This is a genomic window from Stutzerimonas stutzeri, assembly GCF_013522825.1.
Classification (GTDB): Bacteria; Pseudomonadota; Gammaproteobacteria; order Pseudomonadales; family Pseudomonadaceae; genus Stutzerimonas; species Stutzerimonas stutzeri_AK.
In genome coordinates this window covers 238,528-259,661 of the sequence record NZ_JAAMQZ010000002.1, presented here as the reverse complement: position 1 = coordinate 259,661, position 21,134 = coordinate 238,528, and the positions used below count along the sequence as shown (strand labels likewise).

Below are 21,134 nucleotides of genomic sequence, written 5' to 3'. Positions count from 1 at the left end.
GGTGGATATCGCCGCCATCGATTGCAGAGCGCTGTCGCTCTCTATCGGCTCAAGGCGTGCCGGCTCCTGTAGAATCGCCGGCTGAGTTTTCCAAGGATTCTATCTATGCGTATCGGCCACGGTTACGACGTGCATCGCTTCGGCGAGGGCGATTTCATCACGCTGGGCGGCGTGCGGATTCCTCACAGGTTCGGGCTGCTGGCGCATTCCGATGGCGACGTGCTGCTGCACGCGCTCAGCGATGCGCTGCTCGGCGCGGTGGCGCTGGGCGATATCGGCAAGCATTTCCCCGATACCGACCCGCAGTTCAAGGGCGCCGACAGCCGGGTGCTGTTGCGTCATGTGCTCAAGCTGGTGCAGGCCAAGGGCTGGAAGGTCGGCAATGTCGACGCCACCATCATCGCCCAGGCACCGAAGATGGCCCCGCATATCGAGGCCATGCGTGGCCTGATCGCCGAGGATCTGCGGGTCGAGCTGGATCAGGTCAATGTCAAGGCCACCACCACCGAGAAGCTGGGTTTCGTCGGGCGCGAAGAAGGCATCGCCGTGCATGCGGTCGCGCTGCTGGTCCGCGCATGACTGAAGACCAGTTGCTGGGGCCACGGGCGCATGGCGGTCCGTGTGGCAGCGCCGTGCTCAAGGCGGTGGCCGAGGATTTCCAGGTCGATGAGGTGCTGGATATTCCGTTGTCCGGCGAGGGCGAGCATCTCTGGCTCTGGGTCGAGAAACGCAACCTCAATACCGAGGAAGCGGCGCGCCGCATCGCCCGCGCCGCCGGCGTGCCACTGCGCAGCATCAGCTATGCCGGCCTCAAGGACCGTCAGGCGCTGACTCGCCAGTGGTTCAGCCTGCACCTGCCGGGCAAGGCCGATCCTGTGCTGGACAAGGCCGAGGACGAGACGCTGCGCATACTCAAGCGCAGTCGCCATCAGCGCAAGCTGCAGCGCGGCGCCCATTCGGCCAACGGCTTCATCCTGCGCCTGACTCAACTGGAAGCCGATCGCGCCGAACTGGAGGTGCGTCTGGCGCGCATCAAGGCGCACGGCGTGCCCAACTACTTCGGCCTGCAGCGCTTCGGTTTCGAGGGCGGCAATGTGCTTGGTGCGCGCGAATATGCCGAGCGACAGGAGTTGCCGGTACAGCGCAACCTGCGCTCGCGGCTGCTTTCGGCGGGGCGCAGTTACCTGTTCAATCGGGTATTGGCCGAACGTGTCGCCGCCGGAACCTGGCGCCAGGCGCAAGTCGGCGACCTGCTGGCCTTTACCGACAGCCGCAGCTTCTTTCCCGCTGGCGAAGCCGAATGCGCCGACCCGCGCCTGACCATGCTCGATCTCCATCCCACCGGCCCCTTGTGGGGGGCTGGCGAATCGCCTGCGGGTGGTGCAACGCAAGCCCTGGAGGCGGATATCGCGGCGCTTGAGCCGGCAATCGCCAAGTGGCTCGCAGAAGCCGGAATGAAGCATGAGCGGCGCATTCTTCGCCTCCCCATTGGCGGCTTGTCGTGGCATTATCCGGGGCCTGACATTCTGCAACTTGAATTCGTCCTGCCGACCGGATGCTTCGCCACCGCTGTGGTGCGCGAGCTGGTCAGCCTGGCAGGGCAGACGGACATCTGATGCGTATTCTGATCGCCAACGACGACGGGGTGTATGCACCTGGGCTCGCCGCGCTTTATGACGCGCTGGCGGATTATGCCGAGTGCCGGGTGGTCGCCCCCATCCAGGACATGAGTGGCGCCAGCAGCGCGCTGACGCTGGATCGCCCGCTGCACCCGACGACCATGCCGAACGGTTTCATCGGCGTGAACGGCACACCCACCGATTGCGTGCACCTGGGGATCAACGGCCTGCTCGACGAGGCGCCCGACATGGTGGTTTCGGGTATCAACCTGGGCGCCAACCTGGGCGATGACGTGCTCTACTCGGGCACCGTAGCGGCGGCCATCGAGGGGCGCTTCACCGGCAAGCCGGCATTCGCCTTTTCGTTGGTCTCGCGTTCGCCGGACAACCTGCCAACGGCGGCTTATATCGCGCGCAAGCTGGTGGAGAAGCATGACCAGCTCGATCTGCCGCCGCGCACCGTGCTGAGCATCAATGTGCCCAACCTGCCGCTGGACCATATCCGTGGTATCCAACTGACTCGTCTCGGCCATCGCAGCCGGGCCAAACCGCCGGTGAAACAGGCCAATCCGCGCGGCAAGGATGGCTACTGGATTTCCGTGGCCGGCGACGTCGAGGACGGCGGGCCGGGAACCGATTTCCATGCAGTGATGCAGGGTTATGTCTCGATCACGCCATTGCAACTCGATCGCACCTTTCGCGAAGCATTCCAGGGATTGGACCGTTGGCTGGAGGGGGTGCTGTGAATCATCTTGGACAGGAGAATCTGATGCGCCACGGAACCGGGATGACCTCGCAACGTACCCGTGATCGTCTGATTCAGCGCCTCTATGATGAGGGCTTGTCGAACGCACACGTGCTGGAAGTCATTCGACGCACGCCACGTCATCTGTTCGTCGACGAGGCCCTGTCGCACCGTGCCTATGAGGACACCGCGCTGCCCATTGGCCACAATCAGACCATCTCGCAGCCATTCATGGTTGCGCGCATGAGCGAACTGCTGCTGGCCGACGGCCCGCTGGACAAGGTGCTGGAGATCGGCACTGGCTCCGGTTATCAGACCGCTGTGCTGGCGCAACTGGTGGAGCGGGTGTTCTCGGTCGAGCGAATCCAGGTGCTGCAGGAGCGGGCCAAGGAGCGCCTGGCCGAACTGAAGTTGCGCAATGTGGTCTTTCGCTGGGGTGATGGCTGGGAAGGGTGGCCGGCATTGGCGCCTTACAACGGCATCATCGTGACTGCGGCGGCAGCGGACGTGCCGCAAGCCCTGCTCGATCAACTGGCACCCGGTGGGCGTCTGGTGATTCCGGTCGGGGCGGGTGAGATTCAGCAACTGATGTTGATCGTTCGTGAGGAAGACGGTTTTTCCCGGCATCTGCTGGATACCGTGCGCTTCGTACCGCTGCTCAATGGACCTGTAGTTTGAAGACTCAGCGGAAGGAAGCATGAAGAGCGCTTTAATGCTGTACATCAAGGGCATCGCCATGGGCGCCGCCGATGTGGTTCCAGGGGTGTCCGGTGGCACCATTGCCTTTATTACCGGAATCTATGACGAGTTGCTTCGCTCGATTGGCGCAATTCCAGGCGCGGCGTTGCTGTTGCTGCGTGGGCGTGTTCAAGACGCATGGAAGGCGGCCAATGCCAATTTCCTGTTGATTCTGCTGGGCGGGATCTTCACCAGCGTGTTCAGCCTGGCCAAGCTGATCAGCTACCTGCTGGAGGAGCATCCGATCCTGATCTGGTCGTTCTTCTTCGGTCTGATCCTGGTATCGGTGCATCTGGTCGGCAAGCAAATCCAGCGCTGGGACCTGTCGCGTGTCGTCGGGCTGGTGCTCGGCGTGGCCTTCGCCTACGTGATCACCGTGGCCGCTCCGGTACAGTGGAGCAGCAGCGGTCTGAGCCTGTTCTTCGCAGGCGCCATCGCGATCTGCGCGATGATCCTGCCGGGCATTTCCGGCAGTTTCATTCTGGTATTGCTGGGCTTGTACCCGGTTGTATTGGCAGCGGTGAAAACACTCGATATCGGCATACTGGCAATTTTCGCAGCAGGCTGCCTGGTCGGTATTCTGAGCTTCGCGCGTGTGCTCAGCTGGATGCTCGAGCGCTGGCGCGACCTTACCCTGGCCTTTCTCACCGGCTTGATGCTGGGCTCGCTGAACAAGGTCTGGCCCTGGAAGGAAACACTCACCTGGCGCACCAACTCCCAGGGTGAGCGTACGCCCTTGCTGGAGCAGAATATTTCACCGGACAGTTATGCCAGCCTCACCGGGCAGGACCCGCAACTCATGCTGGCCGTGCTGATGGCTGTTGCAGGCATTGTGCTGGTAGTGGGGCTTGAATGGTTTGCCGGTCGGCGTCAGCCTATGGCTCAGAACGTCTGAGCAGACTAAGTCCAGGGAGTGTTCGTTGAGGCTCACAGCAGTTGTGCGGTGGATTCGCAAGCCTTCGGCCCATGCTGCGCTGGTCATGGTGCTGGCCGGTGTTTTGCTGGCCGGTTGTGCGAGCTCGCCTACGGGGGGTGTGCAGGTAGTTGATCGCAACACTCGTGATCGCGTGACCAGTGGCCATTACATCGTTCAGCGTGGCGATACCCTCTGGTCCATCGCCTTTCGCTTCGGCTGGGACTGGAAGGCACTGGCTCAGCTTAACGGTATTGGCCCGCCGCATGTGATCCACCCTGGCCAGCGCATCCAGTTCAGCGGCAGTGCGCCGCGCAGTGTCGCCACACGGCCTGCAAGCCCATCACCTGTACCGGCACCTCGCGCCAATGCGCCAGTGGTCGCAACGCCAGTGCCTGCGCCGCCACCCATCACCAGGGCACCCCAGGCGAGCCCGCAAGCCACCACCCCGGTCACGCCGGTGTCCCGTTCGGCAAGCGGCTGGGCATGGCCGGCGAAAGGGCAGATCATCGGTCGTTTTTCCTCAAACGGTAGTTTGAATAAAGGCATTGATATCGCCGGGGAATTAGGACAGCCTGTTTTAGCTGCTTCTGATGGGGCTGTTGTGTACGCCGGTAGTGGTTTACGGGGTTACGGCGAACTTGTGATCATCAAGCACAGCGATACCTATGTAAGTGCCTACGGCCACAACCGCAGGCTGCTGGTTCAGGAAGGCCAACAAGTCAAAGCTGGGCAGACAATTGCCGAGATGGGATCGACTGGAACCGACCGGGTGAAGCTGCACTTTGAGATTCGCCGCCAGGGCAAGCCTGTAGATCCTCTGCAATACCTGCCCAAACCTTGAGCTGAGGCCTGCCTGTTCCGGTCACAGGGGGCTCGTGTGTTGCCAGGGATTGCGTGCCACCCGAGCCTGTTGTCGAACTCAGAACAGGACAACAATAATGGCTCTCAAAAAAGAAGTGCCGGAGTTTGACGTAGACGATAGCGTTCTACTTATGGACCAGACTGCTGGATCGAAACGCTCCAGCGACACCACCCGCGTTCGCTCGATCGGCTCCCGCTCGGGGGCTACAACCGCCAGGCAACACAAATTCATCGATTACAACCGGGCGCTCGACGCGACCCAGCTGTACCTCAATGAAATCGGCTTTTCCCCCCTCCTGACCCCCGAAGAAGAAGTGCATTTCGCTCGTCTGGCCCGAAAGGGCGATCCGGCGGGACGCAAGCGCATGATCGAAAGCAACCTGCGGCTGGTGGTGAAGATCGCCCGGCGTTACGTCAATCGCGGGCTGTCACTGCTGGATCTGGTCGAAGAGGGCAACCTCGGGCTGATCCGGGCCGTAGAGAAATTCGACCCCGAGCGCGGCTTCCGTTTTTCCACCTATGCCACCTGGTGGATTCGGCAGACTGTCGAGCGGGCGATCATGAACCAGACCCGCACCATTCGCCTGCCGATTCACGTGGTCAAGGAGCTGAACGTCTATCTGCGCGCAGCTCGCGAACTGACTCAGAAGCTCGACCACGAACCCAGCCCCGAGGAAATCGCCAGCCTGCTGGAAAGGCCGGTTGCCGACGTCAAGCGCATGCTCGGGCTGAACGAGCGGGTGAGCTCCGTGGATGTGTCGCTCGGCCCGGACACCGACAAGACGCTGCTCGATACCCTCAGCGATGACAAGCCGAACGATCCTTGTGAGCTGCTGCTCGATGATGATCTCTCGGCCAGCATCGATCAGTGGTTGTCCGACTTGACCGAAAAGCAGCGGGAAGTAGTCATTCGGCGGTTCGGTTTGCGCGGCCATGAGAGCTGTACGCTTGAGGAAGTCGGCAAGGAAATCGGCCTGACCCGCGAGCGGGTGCGTCAGATCCAGGTCGAGGCACTCAAGCGCATGCGCGAGATTTTCGAGCGCAATGGATTGTCCAGCGAAGCGCTGTTCGGTTAACGAACGGCTGATCTGCCAGCCCCTTGCCAGATACTGGCAAGGGGCTGTGCGCTCTTCCAGTGCGAGTGCATGCTTCTGTGTGCGAGAAGAGCACCTGTCAGGTTAATCCCTCCGTGCTCTGAAGCCTTTCCAAGGCTGTATTGTGTGTAAGCATTCGCTTACGCGAGGTGTAAGCAAAAAACGGAAAAGCCCTCTGTTACCAAGCTTATGTATAACTTAAGCAATTGATTTAAAAGTAAAAAATTTCAATACCGTTGAGTTTTTCTGATTCGGCATAAATTTTCTGCGAGTTGCCGTGGGCGACCAGATGCTTAATATCACAGCCGTGCTCAGGGACAAGGCACAGCCGGCAAGGATGTCGGTCAGGAACAGCCGCAAGAAGTGGCTTCATCAGGACGATGAGCAGGAAATAGAAGGAAGCATGGAAGGAGGCGGGCGGGGCTTAAACCCCGCCCCTTTTTTTGTGTGCAATAAAGTGACGTGGCAGGTGAGTGGTAACTGACCGCCAGCCGGCTTCTCGGAACGACTTCCGCGATTGGCAGACTAAACTCATGACCAACTCGCAGGAGCTCATCATGAACGGCAAACCCTCGCACGAACCTTCACAGCCGGAACAGCCGCAAGACGATCATGTCGACCGCGGTCCGGACGAGGCGGACGAAGACCAGCTCGATGAAGCACTGGAAGAAACCTTCCCCGCCAGCGACCCCATTTCTCCGTAACTGAGCATCAGGAGCAGCCGAGCGGCTACTCTCAGCCTATCTGCCTCCATTATCATGCTGTAGCGCCGTCAGCGTTCTGTTGCGGTTGTAACGCAGCAGGCGCGAGGCCAGTGATTCGGGCAGCAGCGTGCTTTCGCTGAAGCCGAGTCGCTGATAGAAGGGTATCAACTCCGGAACGCAGAACAACCAGACTGGTCCCGTGCTTTCACTCATTGCCTTGGTTACCAGGCGTGCGCCCAGCCCTTTTTTGCGCTGCTCCGGTGCCACCAGTAATCCGGTCAGCCAGTGCCCGTTCTCGACACTGGTCAGGCAGAGTGCTGCCATGATTTCAGTGGCGCCAGCGACCCAGCAGTGTGCTCCGCCCTGAACGCGCATATGGCTGCGATGGGCACGGTAGAATTTCTCCAGAAGTGGCCTGTGTTCGTCTGGCAGCAGGCGCAGCCGGTCATCGAGCATGGTGGTTCTGGTCATGTTGGCGGTCGATTTCTTCCGCGCTTCTGCTCCGTGGTTTGGCGGGCATGCTGCAGATCAATGAATGGCTATGTGTATGGTCGAAGCGTCCGTGCATTGGGTTATGCTGATTTCACATATTTCATGGAGGGTTCGACATGCGCAATATTCTTCTCGCTTTCGATGGCTCGGACAATTCCAGACGGGCGCTGCAATACATCGTCAATCTCGCCACCGATGCACCCAAACCGCTCGAAGTGCATGTGCTCAATGCCCAGCATGAGCCAGTGATCTATGGCGAATACGTCACCTCCAATATGATCGAGGATCTCAACAACAGTCTTCTGGCCAAGTCGCGCGCCATCATTGCCGAGGCGACGACGGTGTTGCAGGCGGCGAGTATTGCCCATGAAGGCCATGCCGCTCTGGGCAACGTGGCCGAGCAAGTGAATGAGGCCGTCAAGCGCCTGGGTTGCGATACCGTGGTGATGGGCACGCGCGGCCTGGGCAGTTTCACCGGCATGCTGCTGGGCTCGGTCGCCAACCGGGTGATTCATGAGGTGTCGGTGCCGGTCCTGCTGGTGAAATAAAAGAAATAGATTGCAGCGAAAAAGCCGGGCTGGTTTCAGTCCGGCTTTTTCTTGAGCAGGTCGGCCAGGTTGGCGAAGGCCTTGAAGGTTTCCTTCGGGCCCAGGTCACTGCCGGGCCGGGCTTCGGCCTGGTACTGATTATCCGTATAGCGTGAATGTTCGTTGTCGTGGCAATACAGGCAGAGCAGTTCCCAGTTCGAGCCGTCTTCAGGGTTGTTGTCGTGGTTGTGGTCCTTGTGATGGACCGTCAGTTCACTCAAACGCTTGCCTGAAAACTCACGGGCGCAACGCCCGCACACCCAGGGGTACATCTTCAGGGCTTTTTCACGATACCCCTGCTCGCGCTGGGCGTAAGGTGTGTTCGGTTTGTTGGTACTCATGGGCATATCCTGCTGACAAAGGCGATCAATCGGTATCGTGCAGCCGTCAGCCTGCCAGCCCGACGTAGACGTTCTGCACGTCGTCGTGAGCATCGATGGTGGCGAGGAAGGCTTCGACTTCTTCGAGTTCTTCCGCGGACAGTGTGGTTACCGGGTTCTTCGGGCGATAGCCGAGCTGTGCCGACTGCACGCTGAAACCATGTTCGGGCAGGGCGCGGCAGACCGTATCCAGGTCCGTGGTGTCGCTGATGAACAGCCAGGCGCCTTCGTCAGCTTCTTCGAAGTCCTGGGCGCCGGCTTCGATTGCGGCGAGTTCCGGATCGGCATCGGCGCTGGCGGGCGCCGCTTCGATCAGGCCGCAATGGTCGAAATCCCAGGCGACCGACCCCGAAGCACCCAGCTGACCCTTGCGGAACAGTACGCGAATCTCGGCCACGGTGCGGTTGACGTTGTCGGTCAGGCACTCGACGATCACCGGCACCTGATGCGGCGCGAAGCCTTCGTAGGTGGTGCGCTCGTAATGCACGCTTTCGCCAAGCAGGCCGGCGCCTTTCTTGATGGCGCGTTCCAGGGTTTCGCGCGGCATCGAGGCTTTTTTCGCCTGTTCCACCACCAGGCGCAGGCGCGGGTTCATGTCCGGATCGGCACCGCTACGCGCGGCGATCATGATCTCTTTCGCCAGCTTGCCGAAGGTACGTCCCTTGGCGTTGGCTGCCGCTTCTTTATGCTTTGCTTTCCACTGTGCGCCCATGGCTGCTTCTCTGGTTTCGTTCAGGCGTCGATTCTAGCCGTTGCGGGCAACGCTGGCACGGGCCGCGATATGTGACGGGTGAGGATGTGAGCGCGATCAGGCCAACTGTATGGCCAAAACCGTTGCTGGCTGTACGAGGGCAAGTTCGCAGAACCCGGCTTTAATGAGTTCTTTACCCGGAACGTTGTGCCATGTCGCCCAAAGACCTGTTGCTGGCCCTGGTGGTGATCGTCGTCTGGGGCATGAACTTCGTGGTGATCAAGGTTGGCCTGGAAGATATTCCGCCGATGCTGCTGGGCGCGTTGCGTTTCCTGCTGGCGGCCTTTCCGGCGGTATTCTTCATCAAGCGCCCGCAGTTGCCGCTGCGCTGGCTGTTCGCCTACGGCGCGACGATTTCCCTGGGTCAGTTCGCTTTTCTCTTCTCCGCGATGAACGTCGGCATGCCCGCCGGGTTGGCCTCGTTGGTGCTGCAATCCCAGGCCTTCTTCACGCTGTTCTTCGCGGCGCTGTTCCTGGGCGAGCGCCTGCGCGTGGCCAACCTGATCGGCCTGCTGGTCGCCGCGGGCGGCCTGCTGTTGATCGGCCTGCAGGATGATCGCAGCATGACCCTGGCCGGCTTCGTGCTGACCATCTGCGCGGCCTCGATGTGGGCGCTGGGCAATATCGTCACGCGCAAGGTGGGCAAGGTGAATCTGGTGGGCTTGGTGGTCTGGGGCAGCCTGATTCCACCGCTGCCGTTTTTCGCGCTTTCCTGGCTACTGGAAGGCCCGGTACGCATCGAGACGGCCCTGAGTGGCATCGGGCTGGATTCGCTCCTGGTGCTGGCTTATCTCTCCTTTGGCGCGACCATTCTCGGCTACGGCCTGTGGAGCCGTCTGCTGTCGCGCTATCCGGCCGGCACTGTGGCGCCGTTCTCGTTGCTGGTGCCGGTAGTCGGTCTCACTTCGGCGGCCTGGCTGCTCGATGAGCACCTGGGATTGCTGCAGACCCTCGGCGCGCTGCTGGTGATGCTGGGGCTGGTGATCAACGTGGGCGGCGGCTGGTTGCTCGGTCGGATGCGCACGGCCCTGAGACAGTCTTCGACCTGAGGTGATGTTTGGGCTTCCGGCGTTCAGGCCGCCTTGGTAAACCCGGCGTGCCGCGTTAGGCTCGTCTCTTCTTCGTTTTGCGAGTGCGATCCATGCCGGTGCCTGTGAACTTCAAGAACAAGATTTCCCGCCAGCGGCCCTATGGCCGGGTGGAAGGAGAACTCAAGGCATCGGAATGCGACCTGACGCTGATCGTCGATCAGCTTGAAAGCGACCGTGGACGCATCATCAATTCCGCCGGCGTGCGCCGTCTGCAGCAAAAGACCCAGGTCTTTCCGCTGGAGCGCAATGCCGCAGTACGCAGCCGCCTGACGCATTCGCTGGAAGTGCAGCAGACCGGTCGCTTCATCGTGCGCACGCTGTACAAGCAGCTCGGCGACAAGGCCCGCGACTATGGGCTGGACGGCCTGGAAGGTGCGCTGGAAAGCCTGGTGGAAATGACCTGCCTGATGCACGACATCGGCAATCCGCCTTTCGGTCATTTTGGTGAATTCGCCATTGGCGAGTGGTTCACGCGTCATCTGGAGGCACTGTTCGACGCTGCCGTGCCGGGCGGGCAGGGCAACGAGGCCTTGCGTGCGCGGATGCTGAACGATCTGAGGGCGTTCGAAGGCAATGCCCAGGCGATTCGCCTGGTGGTCAGCCTGCAGCGGCTGAACCTGACCTATACCCAGACCGCCGGGCTGCTCAAGTACGTGCGTGCCGCCTATGCGCCGAAACCGGCGAAAGACTCGCCAGGGGCCTATCTGCTGAAGAAGCCGGGCTTCTATCTGTCCGAGGAACCCTTCGTCAGCGAGTTGCAGGCGGCCCTGGGGCTGGCGCCCGGCACGCGCCATCCGCTCGCCTACATCATGGAGGCGGCTGACGATATCGCCTATTGCCTGGCCGATATCGAGGATTCGGTGGAGAAGGGCATCTTCAGCATCGAGCAACTGGCCCGGTTGCTGGTGGACAAGTTCGCCGAGCACGGCTCGCCGGATGAGCCGATCGGCACGACCGGACGCAGCTTTCGCAGCATGGTCGCCTATGCCGAAGCGCGGGCGCAGAAGGAGACGATCAACAAGGTTGGCGAGTTCTTCATCTGGCTGCGGGTGAACATGGTGCATCCCCTGGTGCAGCACGCGGCCCGGCAGTTCATCGAGCATATCGAGGCGGTGTACCACGGCACCCTGGACCGCGCCCTGCTGGAGGATGCCAGCCTGGAGAATGCCATCGTGCAGACCTTCAAGGACGTGGCGACGGAGCATGTCTTCTGTCATCGCGAGGTGGATACGCTGCAACTTCAGGGCTACCGGATTCTGCAGGGATTGCTGGATAGCTACGCGCCGCTGCTGGGGGTTCCCGTGCCGGTGTTCCATGCTCTGACCGAAGGCGTCTGCCGCAGCGAACCGCACCTGCAGATGCTGGCCAGGCGCTTGCCCAGCCAGCTGATCAAGGCCTATCACGAAGCGCTGAAGAACCACCCCGAAGGTTCGCCCGACCAGCCGTTGTGGGCGTTCTACTACCGCTGCCGGATGCTGCAGGACTTCGTCAGCGGCATGACCGATCAGCTCGCCCAGGATGAATTTCGCACCCTGTCGGCGCTGTAGTTCAGCCAGCGCAGTTAATCTCCAGCCGCATAAGCGCGCAGGAACAGGGTGACCACATCCTCCACATGCCTGCGCGCCTCGGCGGCATCCGGCGCAGTGTCGTAGCCGATCAGCAGACGGAAATGTGTGCCGCCCTTGAGTAGTGCGCAGAAGTGCTCGGCGGCGTGCTTGGGGGCCGGCACGGCCAGCAGGCCGCGTGCGTGGGCCTGGGCCAGCAGCTGTTCGAGATCCTGCAGCAGCCGCTGCGGACCGGCGTCGTAGAACATCCGTGACAGCCCCGGATTCTGCGTCGCCAGCGCCACCATGACGCGGTGCAGGCCAATGGATTCGGGACTGTTGGCCAGATCCTGAAACGCATGGCCGAGATCGAGCAATGCCTGCCGGATCGAGCAATCCTCTGCCAGCACGAACAGTTTGCGCGGCAGGCGCGTTTCGCAGGTGGTCTTCACCGCAGCGGCGAACAGCGCTTCCTTGTCCTTGAAATGGCTATACAGCGTGAGTTTGGAAACCCCGGCCTCGGCGGCGATGGCCTCCATGCTGCTGCCCTCGTAGCCGTTGCCGAGGAACAGTGTCTGCGCGGCGGCAAGTATCGCCTCGCGCTTGGCGGGGTCCTTCGGTCGGCCAGGGCCGGATGGAGCGGGCAGGTCTTCAATCATGGGATACGTTTAATACTGGACTGGCTGGTTTGGTTATTTTTACTATACCCGGCAGTATAAGTATTCACGTTCGTTTTGCGAGAGAGAACCCGCGTGCCCAGACCTGCCCTGCTTTTCATCGGTGCCCTTGGTTTAGCCTTGCTGGCCGGCTGTGGCAACGGTGAGCCCGAATCCGTCTCGGTGCGCCCGGTGATGGTGATCCAGCCGCAACCGGCGAGCGAAGCCTTCGCAAGCTATCCGGGCGAGATCCATGCCCGTTACGAGCCCGAGCTGGCGTTTCGTATCGGCGGCAAGGTGGTCGAGCGCCTGGTCGAGGCCGGTGAGCGCGTGCGCAAGGATCAGCCGCTGGCCAGCCTCGATCCGCAGGACGTGCGCCTGCAGCTCGAAGGTATTCGCGCCCAGGTGGCGGCTGCCGAGGCGAATCTGCGGGTCGCGCAGGCCGAGCACGAGCGCTACAAGACCCTGATGCAGCGGCAACTGGTCAGCCGTTCGCAGTTCGACGCCTCGGAAAATGCCTACCGTTCCGCCCAGGCACGCTTGCAGCAGGCGCGTGCCGAGTTCGACGTGGCCAGCAATCAGGTTGATTACGCCGTGTTGCGCGCCAGCCGTGACGGGGTGATTGCCCAGCGCCGCGTCGAGGTCGGCCAGGTGATCGCCGCCGGCCAGACGGCCTTTGTCCTGGCCGCCGACGGTGAACGCGAGGTGTCGATCAACCTGCCCGAACAGGCGCTGGAGCGCTATTCGGTGGGGCAGGAGGTTGCGGTGGAGCTCTGGTCACAGCCGGGCAAGCAGTATCCGGGGCGGATTCGCGAGCTGTCGCCGGCGGCCGATGAACAGTCGCGGACCTATTCGGCGCGGGTGGCCTTTACCCAGGCCGATGTGCCGGTCGAACTGGGCCAGAGCGCGCTGGTGTCGATTCGCAGCGCCGAGGAAGTATCGCTCGCGGTGCCGTTGTCCGCCGTCACCGCCGAGCAGGGCAAGGCGTATGTCTGGCGAGTGACGGAAGAGGCCACCCTGGAGCGCGTCGCCGTGCGCATCGGCGCCTTCGGCGAAACCCAGGTGCCGGTGCTGGCGGGGCTGCGGGCCGATGACTGGGTCGTCATGGCCGGTGTGCAGCTGCTGCATGAAGGCCAGGCGGTCCGGCCCATCGACCGCGACAATCGTCCGGTTGCGCTGGCTGGCCAGGAGTAATCGCGATGCGCTTCAACCTCTCCGCCTGGGCGCTGGGCAATCGGCAGATCGTGGTCTTTCTCATGCTGCTGGTGGCCGCCGTGGGCGTGCTCTCCTACGGCAAGCTCGGCCAGAGCGAGGACCCGCCGTTCACCTTCAAGGCGATGGTGATCCAGACCCACTGGCCCGGCGCCACCGCCGAGGAAGTGTCCCGCCAGGTCACCGAGCGCATCGAGAAGAAGCTGATGGAGACCGGCGCGTACGAACGTATCGTCTCCTTCTCGCGACCGGGCGAATCCAACGTGACCTTCATGGCCCTCGATTCGTTGCGCTCCCGGCAGATTCCCGATCTCTGGTACGAAATACGGAAGAAAATCGGCGATATCCGGCATACCTTGCCCGCTGGCGTGCAGGGGCCGTTCTTCAATGACGAGTTCGGCACCACCTTCGGCAATATCTACGCGCTGACCGGCAAGGGTTTCGATTATGCCGTGCTCAAGGATTACGCCGACCGCATCCAGTTGCAGCTGCAACGGGTCAAGAGTGTCGGCAAGGTCGAGCTGATCGGCCTGCAGGACGAGAAGATCTGGATCGAGCTGTCCAACGTCAAGCTGGCCACCCTCGGCGTGCCGCTCGAAGCGGTGAGACAGGCGCTCGAAGCGCAGAATACGCTGATGTCGGCGGGCTTCGTCGAAACGCCCAGCGACCGCGTGCAGTTGCGCGTGACGGGCAGCTTCGAGACGGTCGAGCAGATTCGTGATTTCCCCATCCGGGTAGCGGGGCGGACCTTCCGCATCGGCGATGTGGCGCAGGTCTATCGCGGCTTCAACGATCCGCCGGCGCCGCGCATGCGCTTCATGGGCGAGCCGGCCATCGGCCTGGCGGTATCCATGAAGGACGGCGGCGATATCCTCCTGCTCGGCGAGGCGCTGCAGAGCGAGTTCGCCCGCCTGCAGCAGGAACTGCCTGCGGGCATGGAGCTGCGCAAGGTTTCCGACCAGCCGGCGGCGGTGAAAACCGGTGTCGGCGAGTTCGTCAAGGTGCTGATCGAGGCGCTGGTCATCGTCCTGCTGGTGAGTTTCTTTTCCCTCGGTGTGCGCACCGGCCTGGTGGTGGCGCTGTCGATCCCGCTGGTGCTGGCGATGACCTTCGCCTCGATGCACTACTTCGATATAGGTCTGCACAAGATATCCCTCGGCGCCCTGGTGCTGGCGCTGGGGCTGATGGTGGACGATGCGATCATCGCGGTGGAGATGATGGCGATCAAGATGGAACAGGGCTTCGACCGGCTCAAGGCCGCCAGTTTCGCCTGGACCAGCACGGCCTTTCCGATGCTCACCGGCACCCTGATCACCGCCGCCGGCTTCCTGCCGATTGCCACCGCGCAGTCCAGCACGGGCGAATACACACGCTCGATCTTCCAGGTGGTGACCATCGCGCTGATCGCCTCCTGGATCGCGGCGGTGATGTTCGTGCCGCTACTGGGCGAGAAGCTGCTGCCGGATCTGGCCCTGCGCCATGCGCAGAAACATGGCGGCAGCGACCGTGGCCATGATCCCTATGCGACGCCTTTCTACCTACGGGTGAGACGGCTGATCCACTTCTGCGTGCGTTGGCGCAAGACGGTGATCGTGCTGACGCTGCTGCTCTTCGTCGCCTCCATTGGGCTGTTCCGCATCGTTCCGCAGCAGTTCTTCCCGGCGTCGAGTCGCCTGGAGCTGATGGTTGACCTGAAACTGGCCGAAGGTGCATCGCTCAAGGCCACCGAAGCCGAGGTGCGGCGCCTGGAGGAGATGCTCAAGGCGCGCGCCGGGATCGACAACTACGTCGCCTATGTCGGCAACGGTTCGCCCCGTTTCTATCTGCCGCTGGACCAGCAGCTGCCAGCGACCAGCTTTGCCCAGTTCGTGGTGCTGGCCGACAGCATCGAGCAGCGTGAAGCCCTGCGCAGCTGGCTGATCGAGCGCCTGGAACATGACTTCCCGAACCTGCGCGGTCGCGTCAGCCGCCTGGAGAACGGCCCGCCCGTGGGCTATCCGGTGCAGTTCCGGGTGACCGGCGAGCATATCGATGTGGTGCGCGACCTGGCCCGCCAGGTGGCCGCGAAGGTGAGGGCGAATCCGCATGTGGTCAACGTCCACCTCGACTGGCAGGAGCCGAGCAAGGTGGTCTGGCTGAATATCGATCAGGACCGTGCCCGCGCCCTCGGCGTGAGCACGCTGGAGCTGTCGGGTTTTCTCCAGCGCACCTTCACCGGGGCCACGGCGAGCCGCTTTCGCGAAGACAACGAACTGATCGAAATCCTCCTGCGCGGCACCGCACGCGAGCGTGAAACCCTGTCGATGCTGCCCAGCCTGGCGATTCCCACCGCCAGCGGGCGCAGCGTGCCGCTGGCACAGGTCGCGACCCTGGAATACGGCTTCGAGGAAGGGGTGATCTGGCACCGCAACCGCCTGCCGACGGTCACGGTGCGCGCCGATATCTACGGTGAGCAGCAGCCGGCCACGCTGGTCAGGCAGATCGAGCCGACGCTGAGCGAGGTGCGCAAGGCGCTGCCCGGCGGCTACCTGCTGGAAGTCGGTGGTTCCGTGGAGGACTCCAGCCGTGGCCAGGCTTCGGTGAACGCCGGCATACCGCTGTTCATCATCGTCGTGCTGAGCCTGCTGATGATCCAGCTCAGGAGCTTCTCGCGCACGGTCATGGTCTTTCTCACGGCGCCTCTGGGGCTGATCGGTGTCACGCTGTTCCTGCTGCTGTTCGGCCAGCCATTCGGCTTCGTCGCCATGCTCGGCACCATCGCGCTGTCGGGGATGATCATGCGCAACTCGGTGATTCTGGTCGATCAGATCGAGCAGGACATTGGCGCCGGGCATGATCGATTCAGCGCCATCATCGACGCCACCGTGCGTCGCTTCCGGCCCATCGTGCTGACCGCGCTGGCGGCGGTGCTGGCCATGATCCCGCTGTCACGCAGCGTGTTCTTCGGGCCTATGGCGGTGGCCATCATGGGCGGGCTGATCGTCGCCACCGTGCTCACGCTGCTGTTTCTGCCGGCGCTTTATGCGACGTGGTTTCGCGTCCATGAGAAGGAAGTCGCCAGAAACTGAGCGACTTTTGGGTCGTGTCATAGCCGCCGGCTCAGATACCGGCGGCGCTGAGTAGCAGCTGTGCGGCATCCTTGGCATCCCGCGCCTGTTCGCCGGGGCCTTTGATGTGGGCCATGCTGAGCGCGCCTTCGAGCAGATATTGCAGTTGGCGTGCGAGTTTCCAGCACTGCAAGGATCAACTCTTCCTTGGATTGAAGTGCTTGTACAAAGTCATCTTGGCTACGCCGGGTTCCGCCAGGATCCGGTCAATACCCGTGGCGTGATACCCGCTACTTTTTCGGGGGAGACACGCTCGGCCAACCCGAAAAGCCAAATGCCAAACCTGGAGATATTCAACCGGTGGATCGGCGGGAGCTCACGGCCTGGGGTTCTATCCCGGCTGGGTGCAGTCCTATGTGAACCGATCTGAAGCGACGTCTGGCTCGCATTTGGTGGCTTGGCGCGGCCATGCCACCATAAGTGAAATAGCCAACGAGGCTCAGTTTCGGAAATGATCAAAGACGAATAGGCTGATCGGCAGCCGATGGTGAGCCCGCGAGGATGTTTGAGATGCAGTTGCCAATTTTCCAGGTCGATGCCTTCACGAATGAACGTTTCAAGGGCAATCCGGCCGCCGTGGTGCCGCTGGAACAGTGGCTGAGTGATGCGCAGATGCAGGCCATCGCTGCGGAAAACAACCTTTCGGAAACAGCCTTCTTCGTCCGTGAACCCGATGGCGCCTTCCATATTCGCTGGTTTTCGCCGCTGACTGAAATCGACTTCTGCGGTCACGCGACGCTGGCCAGCGCGTTCGTGATCCTCGAGCAGGGGGTTGCCAAGGCTCCGCTGACCTTTCGTGCCGCTGCTGTAGGGGATATCCCGCTTACCCGACGCGATGATGGGCTGCTGGAAATGAGCTTTCCCAATCGTGCGCCGGAGCCGGTCGCCGAGCCGCCGCAAGCCTTGCTGGATGCTCTTGATATCGTCCCTGAGGCGGTGCTGAAGAATCCTCAGGCCTGGTTCGTCGTCTATGCAGACGAAGCGCAGGTGCGTGCCGCATCGCCTGATCTCGAAGCGCTCAAGGCGCTGGCGCCGCTGGATGTGGTGGTGACGGCGCCTGGCGACCGGCAGGACTTCGCCTCGCGTTATTTCTGGCCCGCAAACGGCGGTGATGAAGATCCGGTCACCGGTTCCATCCATGCCGGCCTGGCGCCCTATTGGGCCGCGCGTCTGGGCAAGTCGTCGCTCGTCGCGCTGCAAGCTTCGAGGCGCAGTGGTTTGCTGCACTGCCGCGTTGAGGGTGAGCGTGTATTCGTTGCTGGCGGCGTGGTGAAGTACCTGCAGGGTAGTGTCGAGATTTAGTCCACTTGCCTCATGGCGGTAGCCATCATGAGCGGGCTGATCGTTCACGCTGCTGTTTCTGCCGGGGCTCTATACGGCCTGGTTCAGGGGGCGCGAAGGGGCTGACTGACGAACCGCCATAAGCTACGCTCAGGTCATGACTCCCCAGGAAGCCAGGCCGAAAACAATGGGCGCAGTATGGCGGTCCGACAGATCCCGTGCGGGTAGCGGCAAGCGTGCGCCAATACCCGGCGAGGCGGGAAAGAAAACCAGCAACGGTCGCCGACTGGCACGCCGTATGGGCTGGCTGCTGATCGTTTCCCTGTTGGCTGGTGGCGGCTACGCGGCCTGGCATGAAATGCACAGCTCCAAGCTGCAGGCGCTATGGCTGAGCCGTTACGCCGACAATCTCGATTACCAGCTCAAGCCCGGCGCCAGCCCCAGCATCCTGTTTCCCGAGGCCGGGCCTTTCGACCGTCGCCTGGGTTACTCGCAACTGCCGGATTTTCTTGAACGGCTGAAGGCCAATGGCTTCGCCATCGAGCAACAGGTGCGCTTTTCGCCGGCGTTGCAGCGCTACGTCAGCCGGGGTTTCTTCGTACCCTACTTGGAAAAGTTCCAGGCCGGGCTGAGCATCGATGATTGTCGCGGCGAGCCGCTGTACGCCAACAGTTACCCGCACCAGTACTACGAAACCTTCGAGGAGGTGCCGCCCCTGGTGGCTATGAGCCTGCTGTTCATCGAGGATCGCGGGCTGCTCGATGCCGGGCGTCCGCTGGCCAATCCGGCGGTGGACTGGCCGCGTTTCACCCGAGCGGTCATCACCCAGGTGGAAAGGCAGCTTGGGCTGCCGGGACAGACGGCTGGCGGCAGTACGCTGGCGACTCAGGTGGAAAAATACCGGCATTCGCCGGAAGGCCGGACCGGCAGCGCCGAGGAGAAGCTCCGGCAGATGGTTTCCGCCAGCGTGCGGGCTTATAGCCAGGGACAACTGACGATAGACGCGCGCCAGCACATCGTGCGTGACTACCTTAACAGCGTGCCCCTGTCCGCCGCTTACGGGCATGGCGAGGTGCATGGCATCGCCGATGGCTTGCGGCTCTGGTTCGGCGCTGACTTCGCCGAGGTCAACCGCCTGCTCGACTCGCGCCGCAATGCCGATACGCCCCTCGAAGCCCAAGGCCTGGCGCTGCGCCAGGTGCTGTCTCTGCTGATCGCCCAGCGTCGCCCGTCCTATTACCTCGTCTCCGGGCACAAGGAGCTGGCGGAACTCACCGACAGCCATCTGCGCCTGCTGGCCAACGGCGGCGTGATCGACACCCGGCTGCGCGATGCGGCCCTGCAACAGCAGGTGGTGTTCCGTGATCTGCGCCGCGAGCCGGGCATCCGCGAAGTGGCTGCGAACAAGGGCATCAGCGCCGCACGGATGCGCCTGAGCAACCTGCTGGGCGTGTCGCTGTATGAACTCGATCGCCTTGATCTGGCGGCAACCACACCGCTGCATGGCGAGCTGCAGAGTCAGATCAGCGCCTATCTCGAGCGCCTGGCCGACCCTGGGTTCGCTGGCGAGGTCGGGTTGTTTGGCGAACGGATGTTGTCGCCGGAGCGCACCGCCGACGTTCGCTACAGCTTCACCCTGTTCGAGCGCGGTGAGCAGGGCTTTCGCGTAAGGGTGCAGACCGACAACACCAACCAGCCGTTCGACATCAACGAGGGCAGCAAGCTGGAGCTGGGCTCCACGGCTAAGCTGCGCGTGCTGACCACCTATCTCGAAATCATCGCCGAGCTGTACGAGCGTCATGTCCGGCTGAGCCGTGATGAATTGCGCCAGGTCGAGGCGCATGATCCGCTGACGCGCTGGGCTTTGGGATATCTGATCCGGACGCCTGAGCCCAGCCTGCCGGCGATGCTCGATGCGGCGCTCGAACGGCGCTATTCGGCCAGCCCCGGCGAGCGCTTCTTCACCGGTGCCGGCATGCACAGCTTCGGCAACTTCCGTCGCGAGGATGACAGTCGCCTGCCCACCATGCACGAAGCGCTGCGGGAGTCGATCAACCTGCCGTTCGTGCGCCTGATGCGTGATCTGGTGAGCTACAGCACCTACCAGACGGCCAATGGCGCCGAGCTGCTGAAGGATGACGACAATCCGCAGCGCAGTGAATACCTGAAGCGTTTTGCCGATCGTGAAGGTTCTGTGTTCCTGCTGCGGTTCTGGAAAAAATACCGGGGCAAGAGCGCCGATGAGCGTATCGAAGTGTTGCTCGATGGCATACGGCCCACGCCGTCACGCCTGGCTGCCGTCCATCGCTATCTGATGCCGGATGCTGGCCGCGCGGACTTCGACCGTTTTCTCACGGCGCGCCTGCCCGATGCCGCGCTGGGTGATGCTGCGCTCGCCTCGCTGTATGAACGCTACGGCCCCGGCGCCTACAGTCTGCCGGATCAGGGCTATATCGCCCGTGTGCATCCGCTGGATCTGTGGCTGCTCGGTTATCTGATCAGGTATCCCGAGGCGGGTATCGTCGAGGCCATTGCCGCCAGCGCCGACGAGCGCCAGGAAGTCTATGGCTGGCTGTTCCGCAGTCGTCACAAGAGCGCTCGCGACAGCCGCATCCGGATCATGCTCGAAGTGGAAGCCTTTACCGACATTCATCGCCGCTGGCAGCGCCTGGGCTATCCCTTCGAGCATCTGGTGCCCTCGCTGGCCACCGCGCTGGGCAGCTCCGGCGATCGCCCGGCGGCGCTGGCGGAACTGATGGGCATCATCGTCAACGACGGCGTGCGGCTGCCGAGCGTGCGCATCGACAGCCTGCATTTTGCCCGCGACACACCCTACGAGACGCGTCTGGGCATCAGCCCGGATACCGGTGAGCGGGTACTGCCGAGCGAAGTGGCAGCCGCCTTGCGCGCAGCGCTGCACAGTGTGGTCGAGGAGGGCACTGGCCGTCGCCTGCGAGGCAGTTTCCTGCAGGCTGATGGCGAACCCATGCGTGTGGGCGGCAAGACCGGTACGGGCGACAACCGAATCCAGACCATCGGTGCCGGTGGCCGGCTGATCAGCTCCGCCGCGATGAATCGCACCGCCACCTTCGTCTTCTTCCTCGGCCCGAATCACTTCGGCACCCTGACGGCCTACGTGCCGGGGCACAAGGCGGACAGCTTCCGCTTCACTTCGGCCTTGCCGGTGCAGGTGCTCAAGGGCATGGCGCCGATTCTCCAACCTTATCTGCAGGGCGGTGAGCAGGCGCAGTGCCAGCCTGCGGCGCAGCCGATAAAGCCCACCCTGACCGCCGGTGCGGACGCGAAACCCTGAATGCAGGTCCTCGCAAAGGCCGAACGAGTTCGGTTCTATGGTT

Annotated in this window: 19 protein-coding genes and 1 pseudogene; 15 read left to right on the top strand and 5 right to left on the bottom strand. The window is 62.5% G+C overall.

Going from position 1 to position 21,134, the window contains the following annotated elements; translation table 11 throughout:
• The first annotated feature begins 105 nt into the window (after positions 1 to 105).
• The 8 genes from ispF to G7020_RS02790 all read left to right on the top strand — a co-directional run bounded on the left by ispF (position 106) and on the right by G7020_RS02790 (position 6,677).
• On the top strand, positions 106 to 579 hold the full coding sequence (gene ispF, locus G7020_RS02825) for a 2-C-methyl-D-erythritol 2,4-cyclodiphosphate synthase (protein ID WP_181082420.1): 474 nt from the start codon (positions 106 to 108) through the stop codon (positions 577 to 579).
• Complete coding sequence (gene truD, locus G7020_RS02820) at positions 576 to 1,616, top strand: tRNA pseudouridine(13) synthase TruD (protein ID WP_181082419.1); 1,041 nt, start codon at positions 576 to 578, stop codon at positions 1,614 to 1,616. The genes ispF and truD overlap by 4 nt, the downstream gene beginning before the upstream one ends.
• Positions 1,616 to 2,365 carry a 5'/3'-nucleotidase SurE gene (gene surE / locus G7020_RS02815; protein WP_181082418.1) on the top strand — a complete coding sequence of 250 codons (750 nt, stop codon included), beginning with the start codon at positions 1,616 to 1,618 and terminating at the stop codon, positions 2,363 to 2,365. The genes truD and surE overlap by 1 nt, the downstream gene beginning before the upstream one ends.
• 41 nt (positions 2,366 to 2,406) lie before the next feature.
• On the top strand, positions 2,407 to 3,042 hold the full coding sequence (locus G7020_RS02810; RefSeq protein ID WP_181082446.1) for a protein-L-isoaspartate(D-aspartate) O-methyltransferase: 636 nt from the start codon (positions 2,407 to 2,409) through the stop codon (positions 3,040 to 3,042).
• Between the two features lie 19 nt (positions 3,043 to 3,061).
• The gene (locus G7020_RS02805) at positions 3,062 to 3,997 is read left to right on the top strand and encodes a DUF368 domain-containing protein (RefSeq protein WP_181082417.1); all 936 of its coding nucleotides are present in this window, start codon (positions 3,062 to 3,064) and stop codon (positions 3,995 to 3,997) included.
• A gap of 25 nt (positions 3,998 to 4,022) precedes the next feature.
• Complete coding sequence (locus G7020_RS02800) at positions 4,023 to 4,859, top strand: peptidoglycan DD-metalloendopeptidase family protein (RefSeq protein WP_423835540.1); 837 nt, start codon at positions 4,023 to 4,025, stop codon at positions 4,857 to 4,859.
• 97 nt (positions 4,860 to 4,956) lie between these two features.
• Positions 4,957 to 5,955 carry an RNA polymerase sigma factor RpoS gene (gene rpoS, locus G7020_RS02795; RefSeq protein ID WP_181082416.1) on the top strand — a complete coding sequence of 333 codons (999 nt, stop codon included), beginning with the start codon at positions 4,957 to 4,959 and terminating at the stop codon, positions 5,953 to 5,955.
• A gap of 575 nt (positions 5,956 to 6,530) precedes the next feature.
• Complete coding sequence (locus tag G7020_RS02790) at positions 6,531 to 6,677, top strand: hypothetical protein (protein ID WP_181082415.1); 147 nt, start codon at positions 6,531 to 6,533, stop codon at positions 6,675 to 6,677.
• A 36-nt stretch (positions 6,678 to 6,713) separates the two neighbouring features.
• Here the strand turns inward: G7020_RS02790 and G7020_RS02785 are convergent, their stop codons facing one another.
• Complete coding sequence (locus tag G7020_RS02785; RefSeq protein ID WP_258189222.1) at positions 6,714 to 7,148, bottom strand: GNAT family N-acetyltransferase; 435 nt, start codon at positions 7,146 to 7,148, stop codon at positions 6,714 to 6,716.
• Positions 7,149 to 7,285: 137 nt separating this feature from the next.
• Here G7020_RS02785 and G7020_RS02780 point away from each other — a divergent pair, with 137 nt between their 5' ends.
• The gene (locus tag G7020_RS02780; protein WP_181082414.1) at positions 7,286 to 7,717 is read left to right on the top strand and encodes a universal stress protein; all 432 of its coding nucleotides are present in this window, start codon (positions 7,286 to 7,288) and stop codon (positions 7,715 to 7,717) included.
• A 35-nt stretch (positions 7,718 to 7,752) separates the two neighbouring features.
• Here G7020_RS02780 and G7020_RS02775 read toward each other — a convergent pair whose 3' ends face one another.
• Complete coding sequence (locus G7020_RS02775; RefSeq protein WP_181082413.1) at positions 7,753 to 8,097, bottom strand: YajD family HNH nuclease; 345 nt, start codon at positions 8,095 to 8,097, stop codon at positions 7,753 to 7,755.
• Between the two features lie 46 nt (positions 8,098 to 8,143).
• A complete protein-coding gene (locus tag G7020_RS02770) occupies positions 8,144 to 8,848 on the bottom strand; it encodes a YebC/PmpR family DNA-binding transcriptional regulator (RefSeq protein ID WP_181082412.1) in 705 nt (234 codons plus the stop codon).
• Between the two features lie 191 nt (positions 8,849 to 9,039).
• On the opposite strand from G7020_RS02770, the gene G7020_RS02765 reads away from it, so the two are divergent.
• Together G7020_RS02765 and dgt are read left to right on the top strand one after the other, a co-directional pair.
• A complete protein-coding gene (locus G7020_RS02765; RefSeq protein ID WP_181082411.1) occupies positions 9,040 to 9,936 on the top strand; it encodes an EamA family transporter in 897 nt (298 codons plus the stop codon).
• 92 nt (positions 9,937 to 10,028) lie between these two features.
• On the top strand, positions 10,029 to 11,525 hold the full coding sequence (gene dgt / locus G7020_RS02760; RefSeq protein ID WP_181082410.1) for a dGTPase: 1,497 nt from the start codon (positions 10,029 to 10,031) through the stop codon (positions 11,523 to 11,525).
• A gap of 14 nt (positions 11,526 to 11,539) precedes the next feature.
• Here the strand turns inward: dgt and G7020_RS02755 are convergent, their stop codons facing one another.
• Positions 11,540 to 12,181, bottom strand: a complete 642-nt coding sequence (locus G7020_RS02755; protein ID WP_181082409.1) for a TetR/AcrR family transcriptional regulator — start codon at positions 12,179 to 12,181, stop codon at positions 11,540 to 11,542.
• Between the two features lie 93 nt (positions 12,182 to 12,274).
• On the opposite strand from G7020_RS02755, the gene G7020_RS02750 reads away from it, so the two are divergent.
• Both G7020_RS02750 and G7020_RS02745 read left to right on the top strand, forming a co-directional pair.
• A complete protein-coding gene (locus G7020_RS02750) occupies positions 12,275 to 13,372 on the top strand; it encodes an efflux RND transporter periplasmic adaptor subunit (protein ID WP_336509693.1) in 1,098 nt (365 codons plus the stop codon).
• Between the two features lie 5 nt (positions 13,373 to 13,377).
• Positions 13,378 to 16,458, top strand: a complete 3,081-nt coding sequence (locus G7020_RS02745; RefSeq protein ID WP_181082408.1) for an efflux RND transporter permease subunit — start codon at positions 13,378 to 13,380, stop codon at positions 16,456 to 16,458.
• A 31-nt stretch (positions 16,459 to 16,489) separates the two neighbouring features.
• On the opposite strand, the pseudogene G7020_RS02740 reads toward G7020_RS02745, so the two are convergent.
• A pseudogene (locus G7020_RS02740) lies at positions 16,490 to 16,771 on the bottom strand (TetR/AcrR family transcriptional regulator).
• 248 nt (positions 16,772 to 17,019) lie between these two features.
• Between G7020_RS02740 and G7020_RS02735 the strand changes: the two are divergent.
• On the top strand, positions 17,020 to 17,799 hold the full coding sequence (locus G7020_RS02735; protein WP_336509694.1) for a PhzF family phenazine biosynthesis protein: 780 nt from the start codon (positions 17,020 to 17,022) through the stop codon (positions 17,797 to 17,799).
• A gap of 166 nt (positions 17,800 to 17,965) precedes the next feature.
• Positions 17,966 to 21,091 (top strand): biosynthetic peptidoglycan transglycosylase, encoded by a 3,126-nt coding sequence (locus tag G7020_RS02730; RefSeq protein WP_181082406.1) that lies wholly within the window; start codon positions 17,966 to 17,968, stop codon positions 21,089 to 21,091.
• Positions 21,092 to 21,134: the final 43 nt, after the last annotated feature.

Bases quoted from the DNA above. Each gene is read 5' to 3' on its own strand.
- G7020_RS02770 (WP_181082412.1), bottom strand. From the start codon at position 8,848: ATGGGCGCACAGTGGAAAGCAAAGCATAAAGAAGCGGCAGCCAACGCC.
- truD (WP_181082419.1), top strand. From the start codon at position 576: ATGACTGAAGACCAGTTGCTGGGGCCACGGGCGCATGGCGGTCCGTGT.
- G7020_RS02775 (WP_181082413.1), bottom strand. From the start codon at position 8,097: ATGAGTACCAACAAACCGAACACACCTTACGCCCAGCGCGAGCAGGGG.
- G7020_RS02790 (WP_181082415.1), top strand. From the start codon at position 6,531: ATGAACGGCAAACCCTCGCACGAACCTTCACAGCCGGAACAGCCGCAA.
- G7020_RS02755 (WP_181082409.1), bottom strand. From the start codon at position 12,181: ATGATTGAAGACCTGCCCGCTCCATCCGGCCCTGGCCGACCGAAGGAC.
- dgt (WP_181082410.1), top strand. From the start codon at position 10,029: ATGCCGGTGCCTGTGAACTTCAAGAACAAGATTTCCCGCCAGCGGCCC.
- G7020_RS02785 (WP_258189222.1), bottom strand. From the start codon at position 7,148: ATGACCAGAACCACCATGCTCGATGACCGGCTGCGCCTGCTGCCAGAC.
- surE (WP_181082418.1), top strand. From the start codon at position 1,616: ATGCGTATTCTGATCGCCAACGACGACGGGGTGTATGCACCTGGGCTC.
- G7020_RS02730 (WP_181082406.1), top strand. From the start codon at position 17,966: ATGGGCGCAGTATGGCGGTCCGACAGATCCCGTGCGGGTAGCGGCAAG.
- G7020_RS02765 (WP_181082411.1), top strand. From the start codon at position 9,040: ATGTCGCCCAAAGACCTGTTGCTGGCCCTGGTGGTGATCGTCGTCTGG.
- rpoS (WP_181082416.1), top strand. From the start codon at position 4,957: ATGGCTCTCAAAAAAGAAGTGCCGGAGTTTGACGTAGACGATAGCGTT.
- G7020_RS02810 (WP_181082446.1), top strand. From the start codon at position 2,407: ATGACCTCGCAACGTACCCGTGATCGTCTGATTCAGCGCCTCTATGAT.
- G7020_RS02805 (WP_181082417.1), top strand. From the start codon at position 3,062: ATGAAGAGCGCTTTAATGCTGTACATCAAGGGCATCGCCATGGGCGCC.
- ispF (WP_181082420.1), top strand. From the start codon at position 106: ATGCGTATCGGCCACGGTTACGACGTGCATCGCTTCGGCGAGGGCGAT.
- G7020_RS02745 (WP_181082408.1), top strand. From the start codon at position 13,378: ATGCGCTTCAACCTCTCCGCCTGGGCGCTGGGCAATCGGCAGATCGTG.
- G7020_RS02780 (WP_181082414.1), top strand. From the start codon at position 7,286: ATGCGCAATATTCTTCTCGCTTTCGATGGCTCGGACAATTCCAGACGG.